General features: G+C 67.2%; 23 protein-coding genes. 5 read left to right on the plus strand and 18 right to left on the minus strand.

The window, feature by feature from the left end; genetic code table 11:
* Positions 1-86: 86 nt before the first annotated feature.
* From aspS to CUJ89_RS15195, 11 genes are all read right to left on the minus strand, one after another.
* Positions 87-1,889: an aspartate--tRNA ligase gene (gene aspS, locus CUJ89_RS15145; RefSeq protein ID WP_114178029.1), complete on the minus strand. Its 1,803-nt coding sequence runs from the start codon at positions 1,887-1,889 to the stop codon at positions 87-89.
* A 67-nt stretch (positions 1,890-1,956) separates the two neighbouring features.
* Complete coding sequence (locus CUJ89_RS15150) at positions 1,957-2,607, minus strand: DUF502 domain-containing protein (protein ID WP_201752248.1); 651 nt, start codon at positions 2,605-2,607, stop codon at positions 1,957-1,959.
* Between the two features lie 61 nt (positions 2,608-2,668).
* A complete protein-coding gene (locus tag CUJ89_RS15155; RefSeq protein WP_114178030.1) occupies positions 2,669-3,010 on the minus strand; it encodes an FmdB family zinc ribbon protein in 342 nt (113 codons plus the stop codon).
* 95 nt (positions 3,011-3,105) lie between these two features.
* Complete coding sequence (locus CUJ89_RS15160; RefSeq protein WP_114178630.1) at positions 3,106-3,732, minus strand: SAM-dependent methyltransferase; 627 nt, start codon at positions 3,730-3,732, stop codon at positions 3,106-3,108.
* A 17-nt stretch (positions 3,733-3,749) separates the two neighbouring features.
* Positions 3,750-5,327, minus strand: coding sequence for a ubiquinone biosynthesis regulatory protein kinase UbiB (ubiB, locus tag CUJ89_RS15165; RefSeq protein WP_114178031.1), 1,578 nt, complete (start codon positions 5,325-5,327; stop codon positions 3,750-3,752).
* Positions 5,328-5,339: 12 nt separating this feature from the next.
* Entirely contained in the window at positions 5,340-5,966 is a 627-nt protein-coding gene (locus tag CUJ89_RS15170) for an SCP2 domain-containing protein (RefSeq protein ID WP_006487883.1), read from the minus strand.
* 164 nt (positions 5,967-6,130) lie between these two features.
* Positions 6,131-7,159 carry a Tim44 domain-containing protein gene (locus tag CUJ89_RS15175; RefSeq protein WP_114178032.1) on the minus strand — a complete coding sequence of 343 codons (1,029 nt, stop codon included), beginning with the start codon at positions 7,157-7,159 and terminating at the stop codon, positions 6,131-6,133.
* Between the two features lie 41 nt (positions 7,160-7,200).
* On the minus strand, positions 7,201-7,932 hold the full coding sequence (ubiE, locus tag CUJ89_RS15180) for a bifunctional demethylmenaquinone methyltransferase/2-methoxy-6-polyprenyl-1,4-benzoquinol methylase UbiE (protein WP_114178033.1): 732 nt from the start codon (positions 7,930-7,932) through the stop codon (positions 7,201-7,203).
* Positions 7,933-7,984: 52 nt separating this feature from the next.
* On the minus strand, positions 7,985-8,398 hold the full coding sequence (locus CUJ89_RS15185) for a gamma-butyrobetaine hydroxylase-like domain-containing protein (protein ID WP_114178034.1): 414 nt from the start codon (positions 8,396-8,398) through the stop codon (positions 7,985-7,987).
* Positions 8,395-8,838, minus strand: coding sequence for an HIT family protein (locus CUJ89_RS15190; protein WP_114178035.1), 444 nt, complete (start codon positions 8,836-8,838; stop codon positions 8,395-8,397). Before CUJ89_RS15190 ends, CUJ89_RS15185 begins: the two co-directional genes overlap by 4 nt.
* 85 nt (positions 8,839-8,923) lie before the next feature.
* The gene (locus tag CUJ89_RS15195) at positions 8,924-12,949 is read right to left on the minus strand and encodes a DUF3683 domain-containing protein (RefSeq protein WP_114178036.1); all 4,026 of its coding nucleotides are present in this window, start codon (positions 12,947-12,949) and stop codon (positions 8,924-8,926) included.
* 578 nt (positions 12,950-13,527) lie between these two features.
* Between CUJ89_RS15195 and ilvA the strand changes: the two genes are divergently transcribed.
* Positions 13,528-15,051: a threonine ammonia-lyase, biosynthetic gene (gene ilvA / locus CUJ89_RS15205; RefSeq protein ID WP_114178038.1), complete on the plus strand. Its 1,524-nt coding sequence runs from the start codon at positions 13,528-13,530 to the stop codon at positions 15,049-15,051.
* A 12-nt stretch (positions 15,052-15,063) separates the two neighbouring features.
* Complete coding sequence (gene queF, locus CUJ89_RS15210) at positions 15,064-15,888, plus strand: NADPH-dependent 7-cyano-7-deazaguanine reductase QueF (protein WP_114178039.1); 825 nt, start codon at positions 15,064-15,066, stop codon at positions 15,886-15,888.
* A gap of 108 nt (positions 15,889-15,996) precedes the next feature.
* Here queF and CUJ89_RS15215 read toward each other — a convergent pair whose 3' ends face one another.
* The 3 genes from CUJ89_RS15215 to CUJ89_RS15225 all read right to left on the minus strand — a co-directional run bounded on the left by CUJ89_RS15215 (position 15,997) and on the right by CUJ89_RS15225 (position 18,939).
* Positions 15,997-16,383 (minus strand): RidA family protein, encoded by a 387-nt coding sequence (locus CUJ89_RS15215; RefSeq protein WP_114178040.1) that lies wholly within the window; start codon positions 16,381-16,383, stop codon positions 15,997-15,999.
* Positions 16,384-16,516: 133 nt separating this feature from the next.
* The gene (locus CUJ89_RS15220) at positions 16,517-17,998 is read right to left on the minus strand and encodes an N-acyl-D-amino-acid deacylase family protein (RefSeq protein ID WP_114178041.1); all 1,482 of its coding nucleotides are present in this window, start codon (positions 17,996-17,998) and stop codon (positions 16,517-16,519) included.
* 2 nt (positions 17,999-18,000) lie between these two features.
* Positions 18,001-18,939 (minus strand): MurR/RpiR family transcriptional regulator, encoded by a 939-nt coding sequence (locus CUJ89_RS15225; RefSeq protein ID WP_114178042.1) that lies wholly within the window; start codon positions 18,937-18,939, stop codon positions 18,001-18,003.
* 119 nt (positions 18,940-19,058) lie between these two features.
* On the opposite strand from CUJ89_RS15225, the gene CUJ89_RS15230 reads away from it, so the two are divergent.
* Together CUJ89_RS15230 and CUJ89_RS15235 are read left to right on the plus strand one after the other, a co-directional pair.
* Entirely contained in the window at positions 19,059-20,339 is a 1,281-nt protein-coding gene (locus CUJ89_RS15230) for an amino acid deaminase (RefSeq protein WP_114178631.1), read from the plus strand.
* A gap of 188 nt (positions 20,340-20,527) precedes the next feature.
* Positions 20,528-21,109, plus strand: coding sequence for a DJ-1/PfpI family protein (locus CUJ89_RS15235; RefSeq protein ID WP_048242758.1), 582 nt, complete (start codon positions 20,528-20,530; stop codon positions 21,107-21,109).
* 116 nt (positions 21,110-21,225) lie between these two features.
* Here the strand turns inward: CUJ89_RS15235 and CUJ89_RS15240 are convergent, their stop codons facing one another.
* Both CUJ89_RS15240 and CUJ89_RS15245 read right to left on the minus strand, forming a co-directional pair.
* On the minus strand, positions 21,226-21,672 hold the full coding sequence (locus CUJ89_RS15240; protein WP_114178043.1) for a MarR family winged helix-turn-helix transcriptional regulator: 447 nt from the start codon (positions 21,670-21,672) through the stop codon (positions 21,226-21,228).
* A 27-nt stretch (positions 21,673-21,699) separates the two neighbouring features.
* A complete protein-coding gene (locus CUJ89_RS15245) occupies positions 21,700-23,295 on the minus strand; it encodes an MDR family MFS transporter (protein ID WP_114178044.1) in 1,596 nt (531 codons plus the stop codon).
* A gap of 109 nt (positions 23,296-23,404) precedes the next feature.
* On the opposite strand from CUJ89_RS15245, the gene CUJ89_RS15250 reads away from it, so the two are divergent.
* Entirely contained in the window at positions 23,405-24,247 is an 843-nt protein-coding gene (locus CUJ89_RS15250; RefSeq protein ID WP_114178045.1) for an EcsC family protein, read from the plus strand.
* Here CUJ89_RS15250 and CUJ89_RS15255 read toward each other — a convergent pair.
* Together CUJ89_RS15255 and CUJ89_RS15260 are read right to left on the minus strand one after the other, a co-directional pair.
* Complete coding sequence (locus CUJ89_RS15255) at positions 24,217-25,179, minus strand: alpha/beta hydrolase (protein ID WP_114178046.1); 963 nt, start codon at positions 25,177-25,179, stop codon at positions 24,217-24,219. The two genes, CUJ89_RS15250 and CUJ89_RS15255, sit on opposite strands and share 31 nt — an antisense overlap.
* Positions 25,180-25,268: 89 nt before the next feature.
* Positions 25,269-25,703 carry a CHRD domain-containing protein gene (locus CUJ89_RS15260; RefSeq protein WP_114178047.1) on the minus strand — a complete coding sequence of 145 codons (435 nt, stop codon included), beginning with the start codon at positions 25,701-25,703 and terminating at the stop codon, positions 25,269-25,271.
* Positions 25,704-25,952: the final 249 nt, after the last annotated feature.

The following is a 25,952-nucleotide window of genomic DNA, read 5'->3' on the forward strand; positions in this document are numbered from 1 at the left end:
CGCAAAAAATGAAAAAGGCGCATCGCGGCGCCTTCTTCATGTGTGTCGTGTACGCGTCGCCGCACACACGACCGGCGAGACGCGCGTTACGCCTTCGGCTGCTCCGGCTGACGCAGACGGATATGCAGTTCGCGCAGCTGCCGCTCGTCGACCGGGCTCGGCGCTTGCGTGAGCAGATCCTGCGCACGCTGCGTCTTCGGAAACGCGATCACGTCGCGGATCGAGTCGGCACCGGCCATCATCGTGACGATGCGGTCGAGACCGAATGCGATACCGCCGTGCGGCGGCGCGCCGTACTGCAGCGCGTCGAGCAGGAAGCCGAACTTCAGCTGCGCCTCTTCCGCGCCGATCTTCAGCGCGCGGAACACCTTGCTCTGCACTTCCTCGCGGTGGATACGCACCGAGCCGCCGCCGATTTCCCAGCCGTTCAGCACCATGTCGTAGGCCTTCGCGAGGCAGCGGCCCGGATCGGTCTCGAGGTACTCGAGGTGCTCGTCCTTCGGGCTCGTGAACGGGTGGTGCGCAGCAACGTAGCGTGCATCTTCGTCGTCGTATTCGAACATCGGGAAGTCGACGACCCACAGCGGCTTCCAGCCGGCCTGAACGAGGCCGTTCGCCTTGCCGAATTCCGAATGGCCGATCTTCAGGCGCAGCGCGCCGAGGCTGTCGTTGACGACCTTCGCGCGGTCGGCCGCGAAGAAGATGATGTCGCCGTCTTCAGCGCCGGTGCGCTCGAGGATCGCCGCGATCGACGCGTCGTGCAGGTTCTTGACGATCGGGCTCTGCAGGCCGTCGCGGCCCTTCGCCTTCTCGTTGACCTTGATCCATGCGAGGCCCTTCGCGCCGTAGATGCGCACGAATTCCGTGTAGCCGTCGATGTCGCCGCGCGACAGCTCGCTGCCCTTCGGCACGCGCAGCGCCGCGACACGGCCGTCCTTCGCGTTGGCCGGCGTGCTGAACACCTTGAAGTCGACGTCCTTCATCGCGTCGGTCAGCTCGGTGAATTCGAGCTGCACGCGCAGGTCCGGCTTGTCCGAACCGAAACGCGCCATCGCTTCCGAGTACGGCATCACCGGGAATGTCGCGTCGAGCTCGACGTCGATCGTCGTCTTGAAGATGTGACGGATCATGTCTTCGAACAGGTCACGGATTTCCTGCTCGCCGAGGAACGACGTCTCGCAGTCGATCTGCGTGAATTCCGGCTGACGGTCGGCACGGAGATCTTCGTCGCGGAAGCACTTGGTGATCTGGTAGTAACGGTCGAAGTTCGCGACCATCAGCAGCTGCTTGAACAGCTGCGGCGACTGCGGCAGCGCGAAGAACTGGCCCGCGTTCACGCGCGACGGCACGAGGTAGTCGCGCGCGCCTTCCGGCGTGCTCTTCGTCAGCATCGGCGTTTCGATGTCGATGAAGCCCTGTTCGTCGAGGTACTTGCGCGCCTCGATCGCGACGCGGTAGCGCAGGCGCAGGTTGTGCTGCATCTGCGGGCGACGCAGGTCGAGCACGCGGTGCGTGAGACGCGTCGTTTCCGACAGGTTGTCGTCGTCGAGCTGGAACGGCGGCGTGACCGACGCGTTCAGCACGGTCAGCTCGTGGCACAGCACTTCGATCTTGCCGCTCTTCAGCCCGGCGTTGACCGTGCCTTCCGGACGGTTGCGCACGAGGCCCTTCACCTGCACGCAGAACTCGTTGCGCACGCCTTCGGCGGTCGCGAACATCTCCGCGCGATCCGGGTCGCACACCACCTGCACGAGGCCTTCACGATCGCGCAAGTCGATGAAGATCACACCGCCGTGATCGCGGCGGCGTTGCACCCAGCCGCACAGCGACACGGTTTGGCCCAGCAGGTGTTCGGTCACGAGACCGCAGTATTCAGTACGCATCGACATGATGTTTGCTTTCGTTCGGTTTGATCAACGGGCGCCGCAACGCGCGGCCCGGGCGATGATTCTTTACTTACAGCGGCGGCTCGACGGGGCGGCGGGCGGGCGCCGGAGCCGGCGCCGGAGGCGCCACGACGCCCATCGAGACGATGTACTTGAGCGCGGCATCGACCGACATGTCGAGTTCGATGACTTCGCTCTTCGGCAGCATCAGGAAGAAGCCCGACGTCGGGTTCGGCGTCGTGGGCACGTACACGCTCACGTACTCTTCCGTCAGATGGTTGACCACGTCGCCGCCGGGCGCGCCGGTCAGAAACGCGATCGTATACGAGCCGCGGCGCGGGTATTCGATCAGCAGCGCCTTGCGGAACGCATTACCGCTGCTCGACAGCAGCGTGTCCGACACCTGCTTGACGCTCGTGTAGATCGGCCCGACGACCGGGATGTGACGCACGACCGCGTTCCACCACGTGACGAGCTTCTGGCCGACGAAGTTCTGCGTGGCCAGCCCGACGACGAAGATGAAGGCGAGCGTCAGCACCGCACCGATCCCCGGCAGGTGGAAGCCGAGCGTCCGCTCGGGCTGCCACGATTCGGGCAGCAGGAGCAGCGTCTGGTCCATCGTGCCGATGATGAGACCGAGCACCCACAGCGTGATCGCGAGCGGGACGAGAACCAGCAGGCCGGTCAGAAACACCGATTTCAGGGTCGTCTTTTTCATCATCTGCCGTCAATGAACCGCGCCGTCGGCGCGGAGTGATCGCGACCCGGCCGGGCCGCGACTGTCAACTGCTGGCTGCGGGCGCCGCGGCCGGTGCGGGCGCGGCGCTCGTCGTCGTCGTGCTTTCGGAACTCGCTGCGGCCGGCGCGGCCGCAGCCGGTGCCGCGGGTGCTGCCGGCGCCGCGTCGCCCGACGCCGCTGCCGGCGCACTGGCGCCGCCCGCGCCACCGCGGAAATCGGTGACATACCACCCCGAACCCTTCAACTGGAAGCCGGCGGCGGTGACCTGCTTGCGAAAAGCATCCTTCCCGCATTCAGGGCATTGCGACAGCGGCGCGTCGCTCATCTTCTGGAGCACGTCCTTCGCGAAACCGCACGCGTCGCATCGATAGGCGTAGATCGGCATGATATTTATCCCGCAGAAACTGGAAACGGCTTGCAAAACCTTGAATTATAGCCGAAACCCTGGCGCGCTCCGGCAACGGCCGCGACGCCCGGGCATCAGCGGCGGCGCCACGTGAGCCAGCGCTCGTGCCCTTCGAACACGGCCAGCGAATCGGTCACGGGCAAATCCTCGATCAGTTCGAAGTGCGGTGCGAGCAGCGCGTCGAGTTCGGCACGCTCGATCCCGAACGGCGGCCCCTTCGGTTTCGCCGTCAGGAAGAAATAGCCGGCCAGCAATCCGTCCACGGGCAGCAGTTCAGCCATCCGCGCCGCATAGCCGGCGCGCAGGCTCGGCGGCAGCGCGCACAGGAATGCGCGCTCGTACACCCACTGCACGTCGAACGGCGGCCGGTACGCGAAGAAGTCGGCCTGCTCGACGACATCCGCATGCGCACCGAGCTGCGCCTTCGCGGCGGCCACCGCCTGCGCGGCGAAATCGATCGCGCGCACGGGCCAGCCGGCCTCGGCAAGCCACCCTGCCTCCTGCGCGCTGCCGCAGCCGGGAATCAGTACCGCGCACGGCTCGAGCCGGTGCGCGAACACGCGAAAGCCGTCGGGCACGCCGCCGAATTCCCACGGCGTCACGCCGCGCTCGAAACGCTCGTCCCAGAACGACGCGTTGCCGGGATCGCGCGTCGCGAAATCGGCGGCCGCCGGTGCGGCCGGTTGCTTCGGATCGGTCATCGCCGTGCTCCTTTCGGTCATGCGCCGTACGTGAGCGCGAGCAGCACGCGCGCGACGAGCGCCCCGACGCCGACGGCAAGGCCGAAGATCAGCAGCGCCTGCAGCAGCCGGTTCGTACGTTTCTGCTCGACGAGGACCTGGCGCATCAGATCCTCGCTCGCGGCGCGCGGCGCATCGTGGCGCGCCGCCATCGCATGGTGGATCAGGCGCGGCAGTTGCGGCAGCGTCTTGCTCCACTGCGGCGCCTCGACCTTGAAGCGCTCGTACCAGCCGCGCAGGCCGATCTGCTCGGTCATCCAGCGCTCGAGGTACGGCTTCGCGGTCTTCCACAGGTCGAGTTCGGGGTCGAGCGAGCGGCCGAGCCCTTCGACGTTCAGCATCGTCTTCTGCAGCAGCACGAGTTGCGGCTGGATCTCGACGTTGAAGCGGCGCGACGTCGAGAACAGGCGCATCAGCACCTGGCCGAGCGAGATGTCCTTCAGCGCACGATCGAAATACGGCTCGCACACCGCGCGGATCGCGCTTTCGAGCTCCTCGACGCGCGTCTCGGGCGGCACCCAGCCCGATTCGAGGTGGAGTGTCGCGACACGGTGGTAGTCGCGCTTGAAGAACGCGAGGAAGTTCTGCGCGAGGTAATTCTTGTCGAAATCGGACAGCGCGCCGACGATCCCGAAATCGAGCGCGATATAGCGGCCGAACGTGTTCGGGTCGAGGCTCACCTGGATGTTGCCGGGGTGCATGTCCGCATGAAAGAAGCCATCGCGGAACACCTGCGTGAAGAAGATTTCGACGCCTTCGCGCGCGAGCTTCTTGATGTCGACGCCGGCCGAGCGCAGCGTCTCGACCTGGCTGATCGGCACGCCGGTCATGCGCTCCATCACGAGCACCTGCGACGTCGAGAAATCCCAGAACATCTCGGGCACGAGCAGCAGGTCGAGGCCCGCGAAGTTGCGACGCAGCTGGCTGCCGTTCGCGGCCTCGCGCATCAGGTCGAGCTCGTCGTGCAGGTACTTGTCGAATTCGGCGACCACCTCGCGCGGCTTCAGGCGCCGGCCGTCGGCCCACATGCGCTCGGTCCAGATCGCGATGTCGCGCATCAGCGCGAGATCGGAATCGATGACGGACAGCATGTTCGGGCGCAGCACCTTGACCGCGACGGCCTTGCCCGCGTGCACGCCCTCCTTGAGCTTCGCGAAATGCACCTGCGCGATCGACGCGCTGGCGATCGGCTCGCGCTCGAATTCGTCGAACAGCTCGTCGACCGGCGCGCCGAGCGACTTCTCGATAATTGCGATCGCGACCGCCGAATCGAACGGCGGCACCTGATCCTGCAGCTTCGCGAGTTCGTTCGCGAAATCGACCGACAGCAGGTCGCGGCGCGTCGACAGCACCTGGCCGAACTTCACGAAGATCGGGCCGAGGCTTTCGAGCGCATGACGCAGCCGCACGGCGGGCGGATCGGAATAGCGGCGGCCGATCGTCGTGATCCGCAGCAGCAACTTCACGCGGCGGTCGTCGATCCGGGACAGCATCACCTCGTCGAGACCAAAGCGGATGACGGTGAAGACAATCTTGATGAAACGGAAAATGCGCATGCCCTGCGGCCCTCAGTGCGCGCCGCGCGGGCCTGAACCCGTGCGCGCGCCGATTTTTTGTTCGAGTCGCTCGACCCGCTTTTCGACCCGCGCGAGCGCATCGCGTGCGCGCGCCAATTCGGCGTCGAAGCCGCCGAGCGACGCGCGCCGGACGACTTGCGGGTTCTCGTCGAGCCAGTATTCGGCGACGGAATCGAGCACGTTGCGGCCCGTGCGTCGCGCGCGCGCGCCGGCGTCGCGCACGACCGTCGCGATCCGGTACGCCGCCGCGTCGCCGACCAGCTTCGCGAGATCTTCTTCGGGTTCCCAGCGCAGGTGCTCGGCCAGCTTCGCGATCTGCGTCGCGAACTCCGCATCGCCCTCGATCTTCACGTGCTTCATCACGGCCGCCTGGCCGCCCTGCAGGAACGCGGCGACCGTGTCGCCCGCGAGCGCGATCGACACGTCGACCTGTTGCGCATCGTGCGCGTCGACGGCCGACAGATAGCCGTCGGGCTGCACCAGCAGCGTGAGCGTGACGGGCGGCACGTCGATCCGGGCAGTCTTGCCCGCATAGGGAATCAGGCGGTCGCGCGCCCACGATTCGCGCGCGAGCAGGTGGTTGACGGCAGCAGCAAAAGGCTTGGCGGCAAAGGTCATCGGGCTGGGAAAGAAAAAACCCGCGCAGGCCGGGCGCCCACGCGGGTTTCTATTGTAACGTCGGATCGTCGGCAGACCGTGCCCGACCGCACACCCGGGCGGCAAGCGGTCGCAGTGCGGCGGCCATCGCCCGGGCGTCCGGCGGCCCGGGCCGCCGGTCACGCTCAGTGCGTGTTGATCTGCTGGATGCCCGCGAGCAGCCAGCCCTGACTGCCCGACTTCGACAGGTTCCACACCTCGTCGAGCGGCGCGGCCGACGCATTCGGCGATTCGCGGATCAGGCCGTGGAAGCGCACGCTCGCCGACTGCTCGATGCCGCGATCCTCGATCGCGACCAGTTCCGCGTCGAGCTGCACGACATCGGTCTGGTTCGACTCGTTGCCGCGCGAATCGAGGTCGATCTTGATCTCGGCGAACATTTCGGGCGTCGTGAACTCGCGGATATCGGCCAGGTTGCCCTGGTCCCACGCGGCTTGCAGGCGCACGAAATAGACTTTCGCGCTGCGCAGGAACGCTTCGGTGTCGAAGCCGGCCGGCACCTGGAGCGGCGCCGCCGTAGCCGCCGCGCCGGCGGCCGCGGCACCGCCGCCGAACACGCCTTGCGCTTCGTTCGCGTAGCTGCTGCCGCTGCCCGCATAGTTGCTGCCGGTGCTGCCCTGCTGGAACGACGGGCTTTGCGAGTAGCCGCCCGACGACGACGCCGAGCCGCCGGCCGAGTACGCCGGCTCCTGCGTACGGCGGCGGTTCATGAACTTGCGGACCAGCCAGATGCCGACCATCGCGAGCAGCGCGATCACGATGATGTTCGACATCATGCCGGCGAATGCCTCGCCGAGACCGAAGTGCGACAGCAGCGCCGCGATGCCGAGACCGGCCGCGAGGCCGGCGATCGGCCCGAGCCAGCGCGAGCGGTTGGGCTGCGCGGCCGGCGCGGCCGCGGCCGGGTTCGCACGCTGCGCCTGCGACGGCGCGGCCTGCTGCATCGGCTGCTGCGCAGGCGGCGTGGCCTGGCGCTGCGTGACGGTGGAATTCTGACGGCCGATGCTGCGCCCGCCGCCCATGCGCTTGGCTTCGGCGTCGAGCGATGCGAACGTGCCGGCCGTGAGCAGGCCGACCATCAGCAGCGTGCCGACCCGTCGAGCCCACGGCTTCGACGGCTTGCTACGGTTGAACAACGAACGCGATTCGGACATCACTTTCTCCAGATGTAAGGCTAATGTATGGAAAGAACCCCTTAGTACTTGGTTCCCATGTGTAAAGCTACCACGCCACCTGACAAATTGTAATATTTGACGGCATCGAGGCCCGCTTGTTCCATCATCGTCTTCAGCGTGTCCTGATCGGGGTGCATCCGGATAGATTCAGCAAGATACCGGTAACTTTCAGCATCTTTCGCGAACTTGTCGCCAAGCCACGGTAATACTTTGAAAGAATACAGATCGTACGCTTTTTTCAGCGGATCCCAGACTTTCGAGAATTCCAGCACCATCACGCGGCCGCCGGGCTTCGTCACGCGGCGCATCTCGGCCAGCGCAGCATCCTTGTGCGTCATGTTGCGCAGCCCGAACGCGACCGTGACGACGTCGAAGTAGTTGTCCGGAAAGGGCGTTTTCTCGGCATCGCACAACAGCGACGGTGTCACGATACCCTTGTCGAGCAGCCGGTCGCGGCCGACACGCAGCATCGATTCGTTGATGTCCGTGTGCCAGACCTCGCCCGTCGGCCCGGCAGACTTCGCGAACGATTTGGTCAGGTCGCCGGTGCCGGCCGCGATGTCGAGCACCTTGAAGCCGGGGCGCACGTTCGCCTGCGCAATCGTGAACGCCTTCCACGCGCGGTGCATACCCGCCGACATCAGGTCGTTCATCAGATCGTAGTTGCTCGCGACCGAATGGAACACGCCCGCCACTTTCTTCGCTTTTTCGTTTTCCTCGACGCTTTCGAAGCCGAAGTGGGTTTTGCTCATCGCGTTGATCCTCAGTAAATGGCAAGACGGCGCCGAGCGGGCGCCGTCGATTTCAGTGGCAGTGGCCGTGCGGCGCCGTGGCCGCCTGCATCGGGGCGTCTCGATCGGCGCCCGCCGCCTTCAGTTTTTCGAAATAGTCGCGCCACAGCGCGTCCTGCTGCGTCGCCAGCTCGTACAGCAGATCCCACGAGTAGATACCGGTCGAATGGCCGTCGGAGAAGGTCGGCTGCAGCGCATAGTTGCCGACGCCCTCGAGCGCCGTGATCGTCACTTCGCGCTTGCCCGTCTGCAGCGTCTCCTGGCCGGGCCCGTGACCGCGCACCTCGGCCGACGGCGAATACACGCGCATCAGCTCGAACGGGATCCGGTAGCTGTCGCCGTTCGGGTACTGCAATTCGAGCACGCGCGACACCGCGTGCACGACGACGCCGGACGGAATCGGCGTCGTGGAAGTCAAACCGCTCATGGCTGCCTCGAATCGGTCATGCGTTGAATTTCCTCGCGCACCGCATTGTGCAGCAGCGAGGCCTGCGCGGCGCGCGAGCGCAGCAGCGCCTCGGACACGCCACGCTGGCGCGGCGCCCATACGGGCTGCGGGAAATGGGCGTCGTTCGAAAAGCGCGGGATCACGTGCCAGTGCACGTGCGGCACCATGTTGCCGAGACTCGCGAGATTCACCTTGTTCGGCTGCATCACGCGGCGCACGGCCCGCTCGACCGCGTAGACCACGCGCATCAGGTGTGCCCGCTCGGGCTCGCCGAGATCGGAGAATTCGGCCACGTGCGCGCCCCAGATCACCCGGCAGAAGCCCGGGTACTCGTGCTCGCCCGTTGCCAGCACGACGCGCAGCGCATCGTCCCGCCAGAGCAGCTCGCCGCCGTCTTCACGGCAAAACACGCATTCCATCGTCGCTCCCATGTGGGCGGGCGCCCGCGCGTCAACGCCGGCGCCCGCTCATCCCAAGCCCGGTCGGGCGGTCGTCATGCCCGCATTAGACCAGCACGCGCTCGATCCCGCCATGGTTCGCGCGTGCGACATAGTCGGCCATCCAGTTCTCGCCGAGCACCTGGCGCGCGATCTCGACCACGATGTAGTCGGCTTCGAGGTTCGCATCCTCGCTGTAACGCGACAGGCCCTGCAGGCACGACGGGCAGCTCGTCAGGATCTTCACGTCCGGGCCGTTCGCGGCGGCTGCGGCCGGTGCGGGCTCGCCGCCCGCGACGACCGGGATGCTGCGCAGCTTCGCGGCGCCCTTGCGGATCTCCTCTTCCTTGCGGAAGCGGACCTGCGTCGAAATGTCCGGACGCGTGACCGCGAGCGTGCCCGACTCGCCGCAGCAGCGATCGTTCTTCTCGATCTTGTAGCCGTCCTTCTCGGCGCCCATCAGCTCGTTGACGAGCTTCACCGGATCCATCGTCTTGATCGGCGTATGGCACGGGTCGTGATACATGTAGCGCGTGCCCGACACGCCGTCGAGCTTCATCCCCTTCTCGAGCAGGAACTCGTGGATGTCGATGATCCGGCAGCCGGGGAAGATCTTGTCGAATTCATACCCGGCGAGCTGGTCGTAGCAGGTACCGCACGACACGACCACCGTCTTGATGTCGAGGTAGTTCAGCGTGTTCGCGACCCGGTGGAACAGCACGCGGTTGTCGGTGACGATCTTCTCGGCCTTGTCGTACTGGCCCGCGCCGCGCTGCGGATAGCCGCAGCACAGGTAGCCCGGCGGCAGCACGGTCTGCACGCCCGCTTCCCACAGCATCGCCTGCGTCGCCAGCCCGACCTGCGAGAACAGGCGCTCGGAGCCGCAGCCCGGGAAGTAGAACACCGCTTCCGAATCGACGGTCGTCGACTTCGGGTTGCGGATGATCGGCACGATCTTGTTGTCCTCGATGTCGAGCAGCGCGCGCGCCGTCTTCTTCGGCAGGTTGCCCGGCATCTTCTTGTTGACGAAGTGGATCACCTGCTCGACGACGGGCGGCTTGCCGGTCGTCGCGGGCGGGTGCTGCGTCTGCTTCGTCACGACCTTCTTCAGCATGTCGTTCGCGAAGCGCTGGACCTTGTAGCCGACGCCCATCATCACGCTGCGCGCGACGTTGATCGTCTGAGGATTGGTCGCGTTCAGGAAGAACATGCCCGCCGCATTGCCGGCATTGAACTTCTTCTTGCCCATCTTGCGCAACAGGTTGCGCATGTTCATCGTGACGTCGCCAAAGTCGATCTTCACCGGGCACGGCGTCACGCACTTGTGGCAGACCGTGCAGTGGTCGGCCACGTCGTTGAACTCGTCCCAGTGCTTGATCGACACGCCGCGGCGCGTCTGTTCCTCGTACAGGAACGCCTCGACCAGCAGCGACGTCGCGAGGATCTTGTTGCGCGGGCTGTACAGCAGGTTCGCGCGCGGCACGTGAGTCGCACACACCGGCTTGCACTTGCCGCAGCGCAGGCAGTCCTTCACCGAATCGGCGATCGCGCCGATGTCGGACTGCTTCATGATCAGCGATTCGTACCCCATCAGCCCGAAGCTCGGCGTATAGGCATTACGCAAATCGGCGCCGTCGAGCAGCTTGCCCTTGTTGAAGCGGCCGTTCGGGTCGACGCGCTGCTTGTACGCGCGGAATTCGGCGATCTCGTCGTCGGTCAGGAATTCGAGCTTGGTGATGCCGATCCCGTGCTCGCCGGAAATCACGCCGTCGAGCGAGCGCGCGAGCTTCATGATGCGCGCGACCGCCGCGTGGGCGTCCTGCAGCATCTCGTAGTTGTCGGAGTTGACCGGCAGGTTCGTGTGGACGTTGCCGTCGCCCGCGTGCATGTGCAGCGCGACGAACACGCGGCCGCGCAGCACCTGCTTGTGGATCGCCTGCGCCTCTTCGAGGATCTGCTTGAACGCGCCGCCGTTGAAGATCGCGCGCAGCTCCGCGCGAATCTCCTGCTTCCACGAGATGCGCACCGTGCGGTCCTGCGTGATGTGGAACACGGTCGCGCCCGGCTGCTCGTCGGCGCGATCCGCGAACTTCTCGGCCAGCGCCTCGTAACCGAGCTGCACGAGGTAGTGCTGCGCCTCGCGCACCGGCTGGTCGAGCCGGTCGCGCACGAATTCCCAGCGGGCACGCACGCGCTTGAGCAGTTCGAGCGCCTGCTGCACGCGGTCTTCGAGCAGTTCGGCGCTCGGGATCTCGTTCGCGTCGTCGGTCTTGCCGAGCGGCAGGTTGCCGGCCCGGAAGAACGCCTCCAGCGCGTCGACGAGCTGCAGCTTGTTCTTCAGCGACAGCTCGATGTTGATCCGCTCGATGCCGTCGGTGTACTCGCCCATCCGGTTCAGCGGGATGACGACGTCCTCGTTGATCTTGAACGCGTTCGTGTGCTTCGCGATCGCGGCCGTGCGGCTGCGGTCGAGCCAGAAGCGCTTGCGCGCCTCCGCGCTGACCGCGACGAAACCTTCGCCGCTCTTGCCGTTCGCCATCCGGATCACCTCGGACGTCGCTTGCGCCACCGCGTCGGCATCGTCGCCGACGATGTCGCCGATCAGCACCATCTTCGGGAATGAATTGCGCTTGCTCTTGGTCGCGTAGCCGACCGCGCGCAGGTAGCGCTCGTCGAGGTGCTCGAGACCCGCGAGGATCGCGCCGCCCTGCTTCGACGTCTCGAACAGGTAATCCTTGATTTCGACGATGCTCGGGATCGCCTCGCGCGCCTGGCCGAAGAATTCGAGGCAGACGGTGCGCGTGTGCGCGGGCATCTTGTGCAGCACCCAGCGCGCGGACGTGATGAGCCCGTCGCAGCCTTCCTTCTGCACGCCCGGCAGGCCGGCGAGGAACTTGTCGGTCACGTCCTTGCCGAGGCCTTCCTTGCGGAACCGGCGGCCTTCGATCTCGAGCATTTCGGTGCGCAGCAGCTTCTCGCCCGGCGCGTACGCGCCGTCGAACCACTTCAGCTCGAAACGAGCGACCGCGATGTCGTGGATCTTGCCCTGGTTGTGCTCGTGGCGCGTGACTTCGAGCCAGTTGCCGTCCGGGTCGACCATCCGCCACCAGGCCAGGTTGTCGAGCGCGGTGCCCCACAGCACGGCCTTCTTGCCGCCCGCGTTCATCGCGACGTTGCCGCCGATGCACGACGCGTCGAGCGAGGTCGGATCGACCGCGAACACGTAGCCGGCCGCCTCGGCCGCCTCGGTCACGCGGCGCGTGACGACGCCCGCGCCGGAGAAGATCGTCGCCACCTTGTGCGCGACGCCCGGCAGTTCGGTCAGCTCGACCGCGCCGAGCTGTTCGAGCTTCTCGGTGTTGATCACCGCGGAGAACGGCGTGAGCGGCACCGCGCCGCCCGTGTAGCCGGTGCCGCCGCCGCGCGGGATCACGGTCAGGCCAAGCTCGAAGCAGGCCTTGATCAGCGCCGCGATCTCGGCTTCGGTGTCGGGCGTCAGCACGACGAACGGGTATTCGACGCGCCAGTCGGTCGCGTCGGTCACGTGCGACACGCGCGACAGCCCGTCGAAGCGGATGTTGTCCTTCTGCGTGCAGCGGCCGAGCGCCTTGGTCGCGCGGCGGCGCAGGTCGGCCAGTTTCTCGAATTCGTCGGCGAACTCGTCGACCGCGCGCTGCGCGGCGGTTTCGAGCATCTCGACGCGCACGGCGCGCTCGCGGCCCGCGTCGTCGCGGTGCGCGGTGAGATCCGCGCTGCGGCGCTTGCCGATCTCGGTCAGGCGGTGGTTCAGTGCCTCGATCAGCAGCGCGCGGCGCTTCGGATTGTCGAGCAGGTCGTCCTGCAGGTACGGGTTGCGGCGCACGACCCAGATGTCGCCGAGCACTTCATACAGCATCCGTGCCGAGCGACCCGTGCGACGCTCGGCGCGCAGTTCGTCGAGCACCGACCACGCCTCTTCGCCGAGCAGCCGGATCACGATCTCGCGATCCGAGAAGGACGTGTAGTTATAGGGAATCTCGCGCAGACGGGGCGCGGGGTCGGCGGCGACGGCGGCGGCCGCGCCATTCGGATCGAAAACTTGTGGTGCGTTCATGGTCTGACGACTCGGAGGGCCGATACACCGTGCACGGGCGTCGGCAAGCGCGTGGGCGCAATCTTGGGGAAATCTGTTCTGTTACCAGGCGCGCGGCTGTCCTTCATGGGGCCGGAGCGGGCGTTGGTTCGCCCCTCCTGGCCGGCGACAGGGCCTGGCGGCACTCGGAATGATCAGCACGATCGCGCGCGGCGCGCATGCCGTTCCGCCGCTGGGCTGGCTGCGCGCGGCGACGGCTTCAACTGGGCGATCCGAGGGTGCCTCTGCATCTTCCGATCCTTGATTCAAAACAGAATTCTAACCCATGATCGAGCCATACGTGACACGCCGGACAGGTCGTGGGGCTATCGCCGCAAGCCGCGCCAGGCCTGGCTCGGCGCGGTTTCGTGCGATCATTCGCCGGCCGTCCGGTCGGTAACCGTGCGGTTAAACCGGTAAAAACGGCACGCTCCGCGTCGCGAACGCACCGCCCGCGCGGCCCCGCGACTGCTCGCTCGGCATGCCGCTTGCGTGCGGGCGGACCCTTGGCGCTATCATTGATCTTTTACCGTCTGCTTCCGCACTGCACGCGAGCGCCCATGGCATCCCACGATTACCTGAAGAAAATCCTCACCGCGCGCGTCTACGACGTCGCAATCGAGACGGAACTCGAACCCGCCCATAACCTGTCGGCCCGGCTGCGCAATGCCGTGTACCTGAAGCGCGAGGACAACCAGCCGGTGTTCTCGTTCAAGCTGCGCGGCGCGTACAACAAGATGGCGCACATTCCGGCGGACGCGCTCGCGCGCGGCGTGATTACGGCGTCGGCCGGCAACCACGCGCAGGGTGTCGCGTTCTCCGCGGCCCGGATGGGCATCAAGGCCGTGATCGTCGTGCCCGTCACGACGCCGCAGGTGAAGGTCGATGCGGTGCGCGCGCACGGCGGCCCGAGCGTCGAGGTGATCCAGGCGGGCGAATCGTACAGCGATGCGTACGCGCACGCGGTCAAGGTGCAGGAGGAACGCGACCTCACGTTCGTCCACCCGTTCGACGACCCGTACGTGATCGCCGGCCAAGGCACGATCGCGATGGAGATCCTGCGCCAGCACCAGGGCCCGATTCACGCGATCTTCGTGCCGATCGGCGGCGGCGGGCTCGCGTCCGGCGTCGCCGCGTACGTGAAGGCGGTGCGTCCGGAGATCAAGGTGTTCGGCGTGCAGGCCGAGGATTCGTGCGCGATGGCGCAGTCGCTGAAGGCGGGCGAGCGCGTCGAGCTGACCGAAGTCGGCCTGTTCGCGGACGGTACCGCGGTGAAGCTCGTCGGCGAGGAGACCTTCCGGCTGTGCCGCGAATTCCTCGACGGCGTCGTGACGGTCGACACCGACGCGCTGTGCGCGGCGATCAAGGACGTGTTCCAGGACACGCGCAGCGTGCTCGAGCCGTCCGGCTCGCTCGCGGTAGCGGGCGCGAAGCTCTACGCGGAACGCGAAGGGATCGAGAACCAGACGCTCGTCGCGGTCACGTCCGGCGCGAACATCAACTTCGACCGGATGCGCTTCGTCGCCGAGCGCGCGGAGGTCGGCGAAGCGCGCGAAGCCGTGTTCGCCGTCACGATCCCCGAGGAGCGCGGCAGCTTCAAGCGCTTCTGCTCGCTCGTCGGCGATCGCAACGTCACCGAGTTCAACTACCGGATCGCCGATGCGCAGTCCGCGCACATCTTCGTCGGCGTGCAGATCCGTCGCCGCGGCGAATCGGCGGAGATCGCGGCGAACTTCGAGTCGCACGGCTTCAAGACCGTCGACCTGACGCACGACGAGCTGTCGAAGGAACATATCCGCTACATGGTCGGCGGCCGCTCGCCGCTCGCGCTCGACGAGCGGTTGTTCCGCTTCGAATTCCCGGAGCGGCCGGGTGCGCTGATGAAGTTCCTGTCGTCGATGGCGCCGGACTGGAACATCAGCCTGTTCCACTACCGCAACCAGGGTGCGGACTACAGCTCGATCCTCGTCGGACTGCAGGTACCGCAGGCCGATCACGCCGAATTCGAGCGCTTCCTCGCGGCACTCGGCTATCCGTATGTCGAAGAGAGCGCCAACCCGGCTTACCGCCTCTTCCTGTCGTAAAGGCGTCACGCAATGAATCCCGAACATTCCCCGCTCGGCAAGGCCACCGTCTACGCAGTCCAGTACGACGCGTCGCTGCTGTTCCCGATCCCGCGCGCCGGCGCGCGCGAGCAGATCGGCATCACGTCGGCGCTGCCGTTCTTCGGCACCGACATCTGGAACGCCTACGAGCTGTCGTGGCTCAACGCGCGCGGCAAGCCGCAGGTCGCGGTCGCGACCTTCTACGTGCCGGCCGAATCGCCGAACATCGTCGAATCGAAGTCGTTCAAGCTGTATCTCGGCTCGTTCGCGCAGTCGAAGTTCGACTCGGTCGACGCGGTGCGCGACACGCTGAAGCGCGACGTGTCGGCCGCATGCGGCGCGAGCGTCGCCGTGCAACTCGTGTCGCCGCACGACTTCCGCAAGCTGAACATGGACGAGCTCGACGGGCTGTCGCTCGACCGGCTCGATCTCGACACCGACGTGTACGAACCCGATCCGTCGCTGCTGTCGGCGGCCGTTGACGAAGCGCCGGTCGAGGAGACGCTCGTGTCCGACCTGCTGAAGTCGAACTGCCCGGTCACGGGCCAGCCCGACTGGGGCAGCGTGCAGATCCACTACGTCGGGCCGCAGATCGACCACGCGGGCCTGCTGCGCTACATCATCTCGTTTCGCAACCACACGGGCTTTCACGAGCAGTGCGTCGAGCGGATCTTCCTCGACATCCTGCATGCGTGCAAACCGGTGAAGCTTGCGGTGTACGCGCGCTATACGCGCCGCGGCGGGCTCGACATCAATCCGTTCCGCACGAACTACAACCAGCCGATGCCGGACAACGCGCGGACGGCGCGGCAGTAATAGCGGCAAGCGGTCACCGCAGGCCGTAGCGGCATCGCCTAAACGAAACAGCCCGTCCGGCTCGCGCCGAACGGGCTGTTTTCCTGTGCGCGGGGAAGCGCGGCCGCGTTACTTCGCCGGCGCCTTGTACGCGATGCAGTCGACCTCGACCTTGCAGTCGATGACCATGCTCGACTGCACGCACGCGCGTGCCGGCGGATGCTCGCCGAAGTACGAGATGAACACCTTGTTGAACGACGCGAAATCGCGCGCGTCGTCGAGCCACACGCCGCAGCGCACGACGTGCTCAAGGCCGTAGCCCGCTTCCTTCAGGATCGCGATCACGTTCTCGATCGTCTGCTTCGACTGCGTGACGATCCCGCCTTCGACGGCCTCGCCGTTCACCATCGGCGTCTGGCCCGACACGTACAGCCAGCCGTCGGCCTCGACCGCGCGTGCGAACGGCATCACCTGGCCGCCGGTCCCCTTCGCTTCGCCTACGCCATATCGCTTCATCGTTTCACTCCTTGTTTTGTCGACCCGGGCAGGCGCTTCAGCGCTGACCCGGATCCCGTGCAACGCACGGTTGCGGATGCGCGTGCCGGCAGCGGCACACGCGGGAAGATCGGAACAACAGCCGCGCCCGGACTCAGAACGCAGCCTCTGCGCCCACCGGCACGCGCTCGCCGCGCGCGACGAAGCCGCCGGCGCGCTCGCCGGTCGGCTGGCCGTTCTCGTAGGTCAGCACGCCGTTCACCCATACGGCGTCGATCCCGTGCGCGGGCTGCTGCGGCTTCTCGAACGTCGCGGCGTCGATCACGCGCGCCGGATCGAACAGCACGAGATCCGCGTGGTAGCCCACCTGCACCTCGCCGCGCTGCGCGATCCCGTAGCGGCGTGCGGACAGCGACGTCATCTTGCGGATCGCCTCCTCGAGCGGCAGCAGGTTCGTGTCGCGCACGTAATGGCCTAGCACGCGCGGGAACGCGCCCCACAGCCGCGGGTGCGGCAGCGGATCGTTCGGCAGGCCGTCCGAGCCAACCATCGTCGCGGGGTGCGACAGAATCCGGCGCACGTCGTCCTCGGACATGTTGTGGTACACGGCGCCCGCCGGGCGGACGCGCTGCGCGGCCTCCTGCTCGGTCACGCCCCAGTCGGCCGCGATCGCCTTCAGCAGCTTGCCGGCGACTTCCGGGTGCGGCTCCGACCACGTGATCGTGATGTCGATATCGCCCGTCACCTGCTTCAGGTCGAGCGTGGACGAGCTGCGGCTGTACGGGTAGCAGTCGCAGCCGACCGGCTGATAGCGGCGCGCGCCTTCGAGCGACGCGAGCACTTCGGTGCTGCGCCCCCAGTTCGACGGGCCCGCGCACTTCAGGTGCGAGATCACGACCGGCACCTGCGCATGGCGGCCGACGCGATACGCCTCGTCCATCGCATCGAGGATCGCGTCGAACTCGGTGCGCATGTGCGTCGTGTACAGCGCGCCCGCGTTCGCGAGCGGCTCGGCGAGCGCCATCACTTCCTCGGCCGGCGCCGCGAACGCGGAGCCATATGCGAGGCCCGACGACAAGCCGAGCGCGCCGTTCGCCAGCGCCTCCTCGAGCTGCGCGCGCATCCCGGCGATCTCGCCGTCGGTCGCCGCGCGGTCGAGGCGGTCCATCTGGTTGTTGCGCAGCGCCGTATGGCCGACGAGCGCCGCGACGTTCACGGCCGGACGCGCGTCGTTCACGGCCGCGACGTAGTCGGCGAAGGTCGGGTACAGGAACGCGCCGCGCTCGCCGAGCAGGTTCATCGGGTCGGGCGGATCGCCCGCGAGCGTCACCGGCGACGCGCTGATCCCGCAATTGCCGACGATCACGGTCGTGACGCCCTGCGAGATCTTCGGCAGCATTTGCGGCGCGCGGATCACGTGCGTGTCGTCGTGCGTGTGCACGTCGACGAAACCCGGCGCGAGCGCACGGCCGTTCGCATCGACGACGGTCTCGGCGAGCCAGTTCGACAGGTTGCCGATCGCCGCGATCACGCCGTTGCGGATCGCGACGTCGCGCGTGACGGGCGGTGCGCCGGTGCCGTCGTAAAGCTGCGCGCCGACGATCAGCGTATCGGCGGCTTCGGGATGCGAATGCATGGTCAGTCTCCTACCGGTTGACGGTCTCCGCCGCCGCGATGCGCATCGAGCGCATGCTTGATGCGGCGCAACGATTCTCGGCCCGCATCCCCGAGCCGCAGCGCGACTCCGGTGACGAGCACGTCGATCGCCATCATCATCGCGTAGCGCGATGTCGACGGCTTGTAAATGAAATCGGTTTCGAACGCGACGACCGGGATCAGGTGGTCAGCCAGCTTCGCGAGCGGGGAAGCCGGCGCCGTGATCGCGATCAGCTTCGCGCCGTAGCGCTTCGCGAGGCGGCAGCTCTCGAGCAGTTCGGGCACGCGCCCGCTCACCGACAGCGCGACGACGACGGCGTCGCGCGACAGCGTCGCGGACACCATCCGCTGCAGCAGGCTGTCCTGGTAGCTTGCGACCGGCCGGCCGAAGCGCACGAGCCGGAAGCGCAGCTCGTCGGCGAGCGCGGTCGAGCCGCCGCCCTGCCCGTACACGTAGATCATCTTCGCGCCGGCGAGCAGGTCGGCCGCCGCGTCGAACGACGTGTTGCGCAGCAGCTGGTGGTTGTGCGCGAGCGCCAGGCGAATCTCGTCGTAGACGACCGACGCGGGGTTCGTGTCGTCGGACGACGCATCGTCGGACGGCACGAGAAAGCGCTGGCCGACCGCCGCCGCCTGCGCGACCAGCACCTTCAGTTCGCGCACGTCGCGGCAGCCGACGGCCTTCGCGAAACGCGTGACCGTCGCGACGCTGACTTCCGCGTCGCGCGCAAGTGCGCCGATGCTCGCATGCGCGGCGCGCGCGAGATCGGCGAGGATGAACGCGGCGACCTTGCGCTCGGCTTCGCGCAGCTCGGGCGCGCATTCGGCGATCCGCGCGACGATGTCGAGGACCGGCGGAGCGACCGGAGCCGGATGGGGCTCTACCGCGAGCGGAGCGGACGGGGTGGCGGGCGTATTCATCTGTGGGAAAGGGTGTGGAGCTTGATGTTACTAAATAACATCACCGCGCAGATGCTACTTTCTGTACCATCTGCGTGTCAACTTCAGTGCAATGCATAGTGATGATGGAGCAGGATGACATGAAAGTTACAAACTATCAGGAAGCGACGATTGATCCGTTCGGCAAGGGTCTCGGCAATCTGCCGAGCGCGAGCGTGCCGCTCGGCGACGCGGGCCGCCTCGAGTGGAACCTGCTCGCCGAAGACGTCAGCCTGCCGGCCGCCGTGCTTTACGAGGATCGCATCGAACACAACCTGAACTGGATGCAGGCATTCGTCCAGCAGTATGGCGTCAAGTTTGCGCCGCACGGCAAAACGACGATGGCGCCGCAACTGTTCCGCCGCCAGCTCGACGCGGGCGCGTGGGGCATCACGCTCGCAACCGCGCACCAGACGCAGGCCGCGTATCACGGCGGCGTGCGGCGCGTGCTGCTCGCGAACCAGCTCGTCGGCCGCCAGAACATGACGATCATCGCCGGGCTGCTGTCCGATCCTGACTTCGAATTCTTCTGCCTCGTCGATTCCGCCGAGAGCGTCGACCAGCTCGGCCGCTTCTTCGGCGAATTGAAGAAGCCGCTGAACGTGCTGCTCGAGCTCGGCGTGCCGGGCGGCCGCGCGGGCGTGCGCGATGCCGCGCAGCGCGAGGCCGTGCTCGCCGCGCTCGCGCGCTATCCGGACACGCTGAAGCTGGCCGGCATCGAACTCTACGAAGGCGTGCTGAAGGAGGAAGGCGAGATCCGCGCGTTCCTGCAGGGCGCGGTCGCGCTCACGCGCGAGCTGGCCGCCGCGGGCCGCTTCGCGCGCACGCCGGCGATCCTGTCCGGCGCCGGTTCGGCGTGGTACGACGTGGTCGCGGAGGAATTCGCGAAGGCGTCCGACGCGGGCTTCGCGGAAGTCGTGCTGCGTCCGGGCTGCTACCTGACGCACGATGTCGGCATCTACAAGAAAGCGCAGACCGACGTGTTCGCGCGCAACCCGATCGCACGCACGATGGGCGAAGGGCTGCTGCCCGCGCTGCAGCTGTGGGCCTACGTGCAGTCGGTGCCGGAGCAGAATCGCGCGATCGTCGCGCTCGGCAAGCGCGACGCGGCGTTCGATGCAGGACTGCCCGAGCCGGCGCGCCACTTCCGCCCGGGCCGCGACAGCACGCCGCGCGACGTCGCCGCCACCGAAGGCTGGGCCGTCACCGGGATGATGGACCAGCACGCATACCTGCAGATCCCGCCGGGCGCGGACGTGAAGGTCGGCGACATGGTCGCGTTCGACATCTCGCACCCGTGCCTGACGTTCGACAAGTGGCGCCAGGTGCTCGTGCTCGATCCGCAGTTCCAGGTGACGGAAGTGGTCGAAACCTTCTTCTGACGCATGGTGCGCGCGCCGCCCCGCCGCTCGCGCGGGGCGGCCGTCACGCGCGCTTCAATCTGCCGGAGTACACTGCGCTTTCGTCCTCGGGACCGTTGTGCGCTGCGCAACGGCGCCTCGAGGCCGTTGCGCCCGTCTGCCGCGCACGGCGCGAACGGGCGCTCAACGCCGCTTCACTGGAGAAAGCCATGGCCGCGAAGAAGATCCTGTTCCTGACCGGCGATTTCGCCGAAGACTACGAAACGATGGTGCCGTTCCAGGCGCTGCAGGCCGTCGGCCACCACGTCGACGCAGTCTGCCCGGGCAAACGCGCGGGCGACAAGATCAAGACCGCGATCCACGATTTCGAAGGCGACCAGACCTACACCGAGAAGCCCGGCCACCAGTTCACGCTGAACGCGGCATTCGACGACGTCGACGCGTCGCGCTACGACGCGCTCGCGATCGCGGGCGGCCGCGCCCCCGAATACCTGCGACTCGATCCGAAGGTGATCGCGCTCGTGCGCGCGTTCGCCGAGGCCGGCAAGCCGATCGCGGCGATCTGCCATGCGGCGCAGCTGCTCGCGGCGGCCGACGTGATCCGCGGCAAGCGCATCTCGGCCTACCCGGCCTGCGCGCCCGAGGTGAAGCTCGCGGGCGGCGAATACGCGGACATCCCGGTCGACGCGGCCGTGACCGACGCGCCGTTCGTCACCGCGCCCGCGTGGCCCGCGCATCCGGCATGGCTCGCGCAGTTCCTCGCGCTGCTGGGAACACGCATCGAGCTGTAAACGTGAAGTGAAGTGAAATGAGATGAGATGAAGCGCCGGCCGGTGGCGGGATGTCAGGCCCGCTTGCCGGTCGCGATCGGGCGCGGTCGCGGCGTACGCGCCACCTGCCCCGCGCTTCAGCGCGCGACCGGCGTCGAACCGGCGTCCGCGATCCGCGATTCCAGCATCGCCAGCGCGCCCGACAGCGCATTCAGCACGTCGTCCGGCAACTGCGCCATCGTCTGCTCGAGAAACGCCTTGCGGCGCGGCATGCACGCGTCGAACGCGGCACGGCCGTCGTCCGTCAGCGTCACATTGGTCACGCGGTTGTCGCGCGCATCGGATTCGCGCTCGATCCAGCCGAGCGCATCGAGCGCCTTCAACTGGCGCGTCAGCGCGCCCGGATCGATGCGCAACACTTCGACGAGCCGCTTCTGCGACGAATGCCCGCCCATCGTGTGCAACGCGACCATGATGCGCCAGCGCGGCATCGGCTGCCCGACGTGCGCTTCGAACGCGGTCATGAACGCGCGGTACGTGCGTCCGAATTGCTGCAAGATCGCGACGCGGTCCTGTTCTTCCATGCGCTGATTTCGTTTCCGGTGAATCGTTCAATCGGCCGCGACGTGCGGTTCGATCTTGCTCCGCAGCGCGATCGGCGGCACGCGGCGGCACTGCCACACCGACACCACGGCGACGAGGGCCGCCATCGCGACGCCCAGGTGAATCGCGCCGACGAGCGATTCGCGGGCCGCTTCCAGCAGCAGCGCGCCATTATGCCCGGCACGCGTCAGCTCCGCGACGAGACCGCCCTGCGCCGCGCGATCGATCAGGATCTGCGGATCGGCGAGCTGCGCATGCCACTGCATCGCATGGTCGGCCGACAGCGCATTGCGCACGCCGCCCGAATACATCTGGTTGACGAGCGTGCCCGTCAGCGCGGTGCCGACCATCCCGCCGACCATCCGCAGCGACTGCAGCAGCGCCGTCGCGATGCCGAGGTGCTCGCGGCCGGCCGCCTGCTGCGCGAACACGGTGAGGTTCGGCAGCACGAAGCCGAGCCCGATGCCTCCCGCGGCCATCAGCGCCATCAGCATCCAGGTCGGCGTCGTGTGCGTCGACACGACGATGCCCGCGCACGCGATCGCGAACAGCACGAAGCCGACGTGCAGCATCGCGTTCGGATTGCGGATGCGCGTGACGACGCGGCCGTTCATGATGCTGCCGATCGTGATGAACACGACGAGCGGCGTGATCACGAGCCCCGCCTCCTTCGGCGACATCCCGAAGCCGCCCTGGAACAGCAGCGGCGCGTAGAACAGCAGCGAGAACATCGAGAAACCGGCGAGGATCGCGAGCATGAAGAGCGCCGACAGCGCGCGGTTGCCGAACATGTCGAACGGCAGAATCGGCTGCGCGCAGCGCTTCTCCCAGTGCCACAGGCCGACGCCGGCCGCGACCGCGACGACGAGCAGCAACGACGCCCAGCTCGCGACGCCGTACTTCGGCAGCCATTCGACGAACAGTTGCATTGCGCCGAGCGACAGCGCGATCAGCAGCGCGCCCGGCCAGTCGAGCCGCATCTTGCGATCGTGCTCGACGTGGCGCAGGTGCGGCAGGTAGCGCCACACGAACAGCAACGACAGCAGGCCGACCGGCAGGTTCACGTAGAACACCGAGCGCCAGCCGAACGACTGGGTCAGCACGCCGCCCAGCGACGGGCCGACCGCGTTCGCGATGCCGAAGGCGGAGCTCATCAGCACCTGCCAGCGCAACCGCACGACGGAATCGGGGAACAGGTCGGGAATGCACGCGAACGCGGTGCCGACCAGCATCCCGCCGCCGATGCCTTGCAGCCCGCGCGCGAGCACGAGATACAGCATGTCGTTGGCCATCCCGCACAGCACGGATGCGGCGGTGAACACGACGATCGACGCGATCACGAACGGCTTGCGGCCGTAATAGTCGCCGAGACGGCCGAAGATCGGCACCGTGATCACGGAACTGAGCAGGTACGAGGTCGCGACCCACGCGTACAGGTCGAAGCCCCTGAGCTCGGCGACGATGGTCGGCAGCGCGGTGCCGACGACGGTCTGGTCGAGCGCGACGAGCATGGTGACGAACGAGATCCCGATCATCGCCAGCAGCGATTCGCGGAACGGCAGGACTTGCCCGCTCGAATGGTGGGCGGCAGTATGGACGGCCATTTTTTGTTGATGCAACTTTTGACGAGTCAAACAATCTCAAAATTCTAGCACGTCGGAGTAACCTAGGCTGGCGACGGTTTAGGGCCTGTTCCGGCCGCCAAGGAGAAAAATGGAACCGATTTCAATCACCCCCGCGACGACGCTGTCCCAGGAGGATCGGGACGCGCTGGGGCGCGCGAAGCAGGTGCTGGAAAGCCCGTCACTGACGATGAAGCTGACGGGCATGCTCGGCGCGCCGGTCGAGAAAATGATCGCCCGGCTGCCGGATTTCGCGACCGGCAAGATCAACGATGCGACGCAGCTCGCGCTGCGCAAGTGCCTGAACATCGCGCTGCGCACGCTCGGCAAGCCGCCGGCGCCGGACGCCGAGCCCGACAAGCCGAGCAACCTGCTGCACAAGCTCGCGGTCGCGACAACCGGCGCGGCGGGCGGCGCGTTCGGCTTTTTCGCGCTGCCGGTCGAACTGCCGGTCACGACCACGCTGATCTTCCGCTCGGTGTGCGACATCGCGCGCAGCGAAGGCGAGGACCTGGCGTCGGTCGATACGCAACTGCAATGCCTGGCCGTACTCGGCATGGGCGGTAGCACGAACAAGCAGGAAGAGGACGCCGATCTCGGCTATTTCGTGCTGCGCGGCGCGCTCGCGCAGGCCATCTCGAAGGCGTCGTCCGACATCACGACGAAAGGCATCGCCGCGCACAGCTCGGCGGCCGTGTTCAAGCTCGTGCAGACGGTAGCATCGCGCTTCTCGGTACAGGTGACCGAGCAGATGGCCGCGAAGTCGATTCCGGCGATCGGCGCCGTGCTCGGCGCGACCGTCAACACGCTGTTCATCGACCACTTCCAGCAGATGGCGCACGGCCACTTCACCGTGCGCCGGCTCGAGCGCAAGTACGGCTCGGTGGCCGTCAAGGCCGCCTATCAGGCGATCGACGCCTCGCCGACGCGCTGAACCGCACGTTCGACCGCGACGCGGCGCAGGAACGCGGCCGCGCGGTCGAGCGCGTCGCGCGCTTCCGGCACCATCGGCGCATACAGTTGCCACACGTGCGGCATGTCCGGCCACACCTCGAGCTCCACCGGCACGCCAGCCGCCTTCGCCTTCTCGGCGACGCGGCGCGAATCGTCAAGCAGCACCTCGGTGCTGCCGACCTGGATGTAGAGCGGCGGCAGGCCCGCGAAATCCGCGTAGAGCGGCGACGCGTACGGATTCGTCGCCGGTTCGTCGCCGAGATACAGCTTCGCGGCTTTCGGCAGCGCCGCGCCGGCGAACATCGGATCGGCGCCGTCGTTGGTGCGCATCGTGTCGCCGGTGGCCGCCAGGTCGGTCCACGGCGAGAACAGGATCGCGCCGGCCGGCAGCGGCTCGCCGCGGTCGCGCAGCGCGACGAGCGTCGCGAGCGCAAGGCCGCCGCCCGCCGAATCGCCGCCGAGCACGATCGACTCGGGCGGCGTGCCGAGCGCCAGCAGTTGCCGGTACGCGGCCAGCGCATCGTCGAGCGCGGCCGGGAAGCGGTTTTCGGGCGCGAGCCGGTAGTCGAGCGAGAACGAGCGCACGCCCGCGCGCTTCGTCAGGCCGAACACGAGCGGCCGATGGGTCCTGGTCGAACAGAAGTAATAGCCGCCGCCGTGGAAGTACAGCAGCGTGCGGCCGGGCCCGCGACCCGCGCCTGTGTCGGTGCGTTCGAGCCATTCGCCGCGCAGCGGCGCGTCGCCCACGCCGTAGCACTGGCGCAACCGGTAGCCCGACGGCGCGCGGCGCGGCACGACCATCCGCAGGTCGGTAAAGCGCCGTGCGCGGGCGGGATCGAGCACCTCGCGCGTGGTCTCGGGACGGAACTGCCAGCGCAGCAGCCAGCAGGCGAACTTGCTTTGCCAACTCATCGGACGCACTCCGTAATCACAATGTGACGATGGTAAGTGCGATCGCTCCCGCGCCGCTTGACAGGAGCCTCTACATCAAACGCCGGCGCTCAGTTCGCCGGCATCACCTGGCCACGGATCTCACCCGACGGGTGCTCCTTCGTATGGACGTTGAAGTACCACTTGCCGCTCATCAGGTCGGTGACCTGCGCGTCGGTGAGCTCTTTCGAGCCCTTGATCGGGCTCGCCAGCGCGTCCTTCGGAATCGGCACCTGCACGCCCGCGTTCTGGCCGACCGGCGCGGGCCCGTGGAAATGCGCAGCGGTAGCCGGCCCCGTGAGATCTTTGTAAGTTACCGCCCACTGCAGCGTGTGCGTGGCCGTGTCGTAGGTGGCCTCGACGGCGCCCGAGCCCTTGGTTACCGTCGGCGGCACTTCGCTCGACGGCTGGAGATTGGCGGACAGGCGTACCGTTTCGGCGGCGGCGCTGCCGGCGGCCAGCACGCCCGCGAGTAACGCGACCTGGAGCAAACGCAGCTTGAGCATGGACTCTCCTTGCACGACGTTGTACGCCGCCCGAACGGGGGCGCCAGACATGATGGTAGTCGATCGCCGCCGATCCGGCAGTCCGCCGAACGGCCATGCCGCGAATCGCCGCACCGCCCGTCGGCGCGTCAGTCTGCGTCAACCTGGAACGGACCTTTGCAGCCCGATGGCTGAATCCGCGCGCGGCCTTTCGCTACACTTCGTTTCACAGTTGCTTGTTTCCTTCGTCCGAAGGAGTCTGCGAGTATT

The organism is Burkholderia pyrrocinia (assembly GCF_003330765.1).
Taxonomy (GTDB): Bacteria; Pseudomonadota; Gammaproteobacteria; order Burkholderiales; family Burkholderiaceae; genus Burkholderia; species Burkholderia pyrrocinia_B.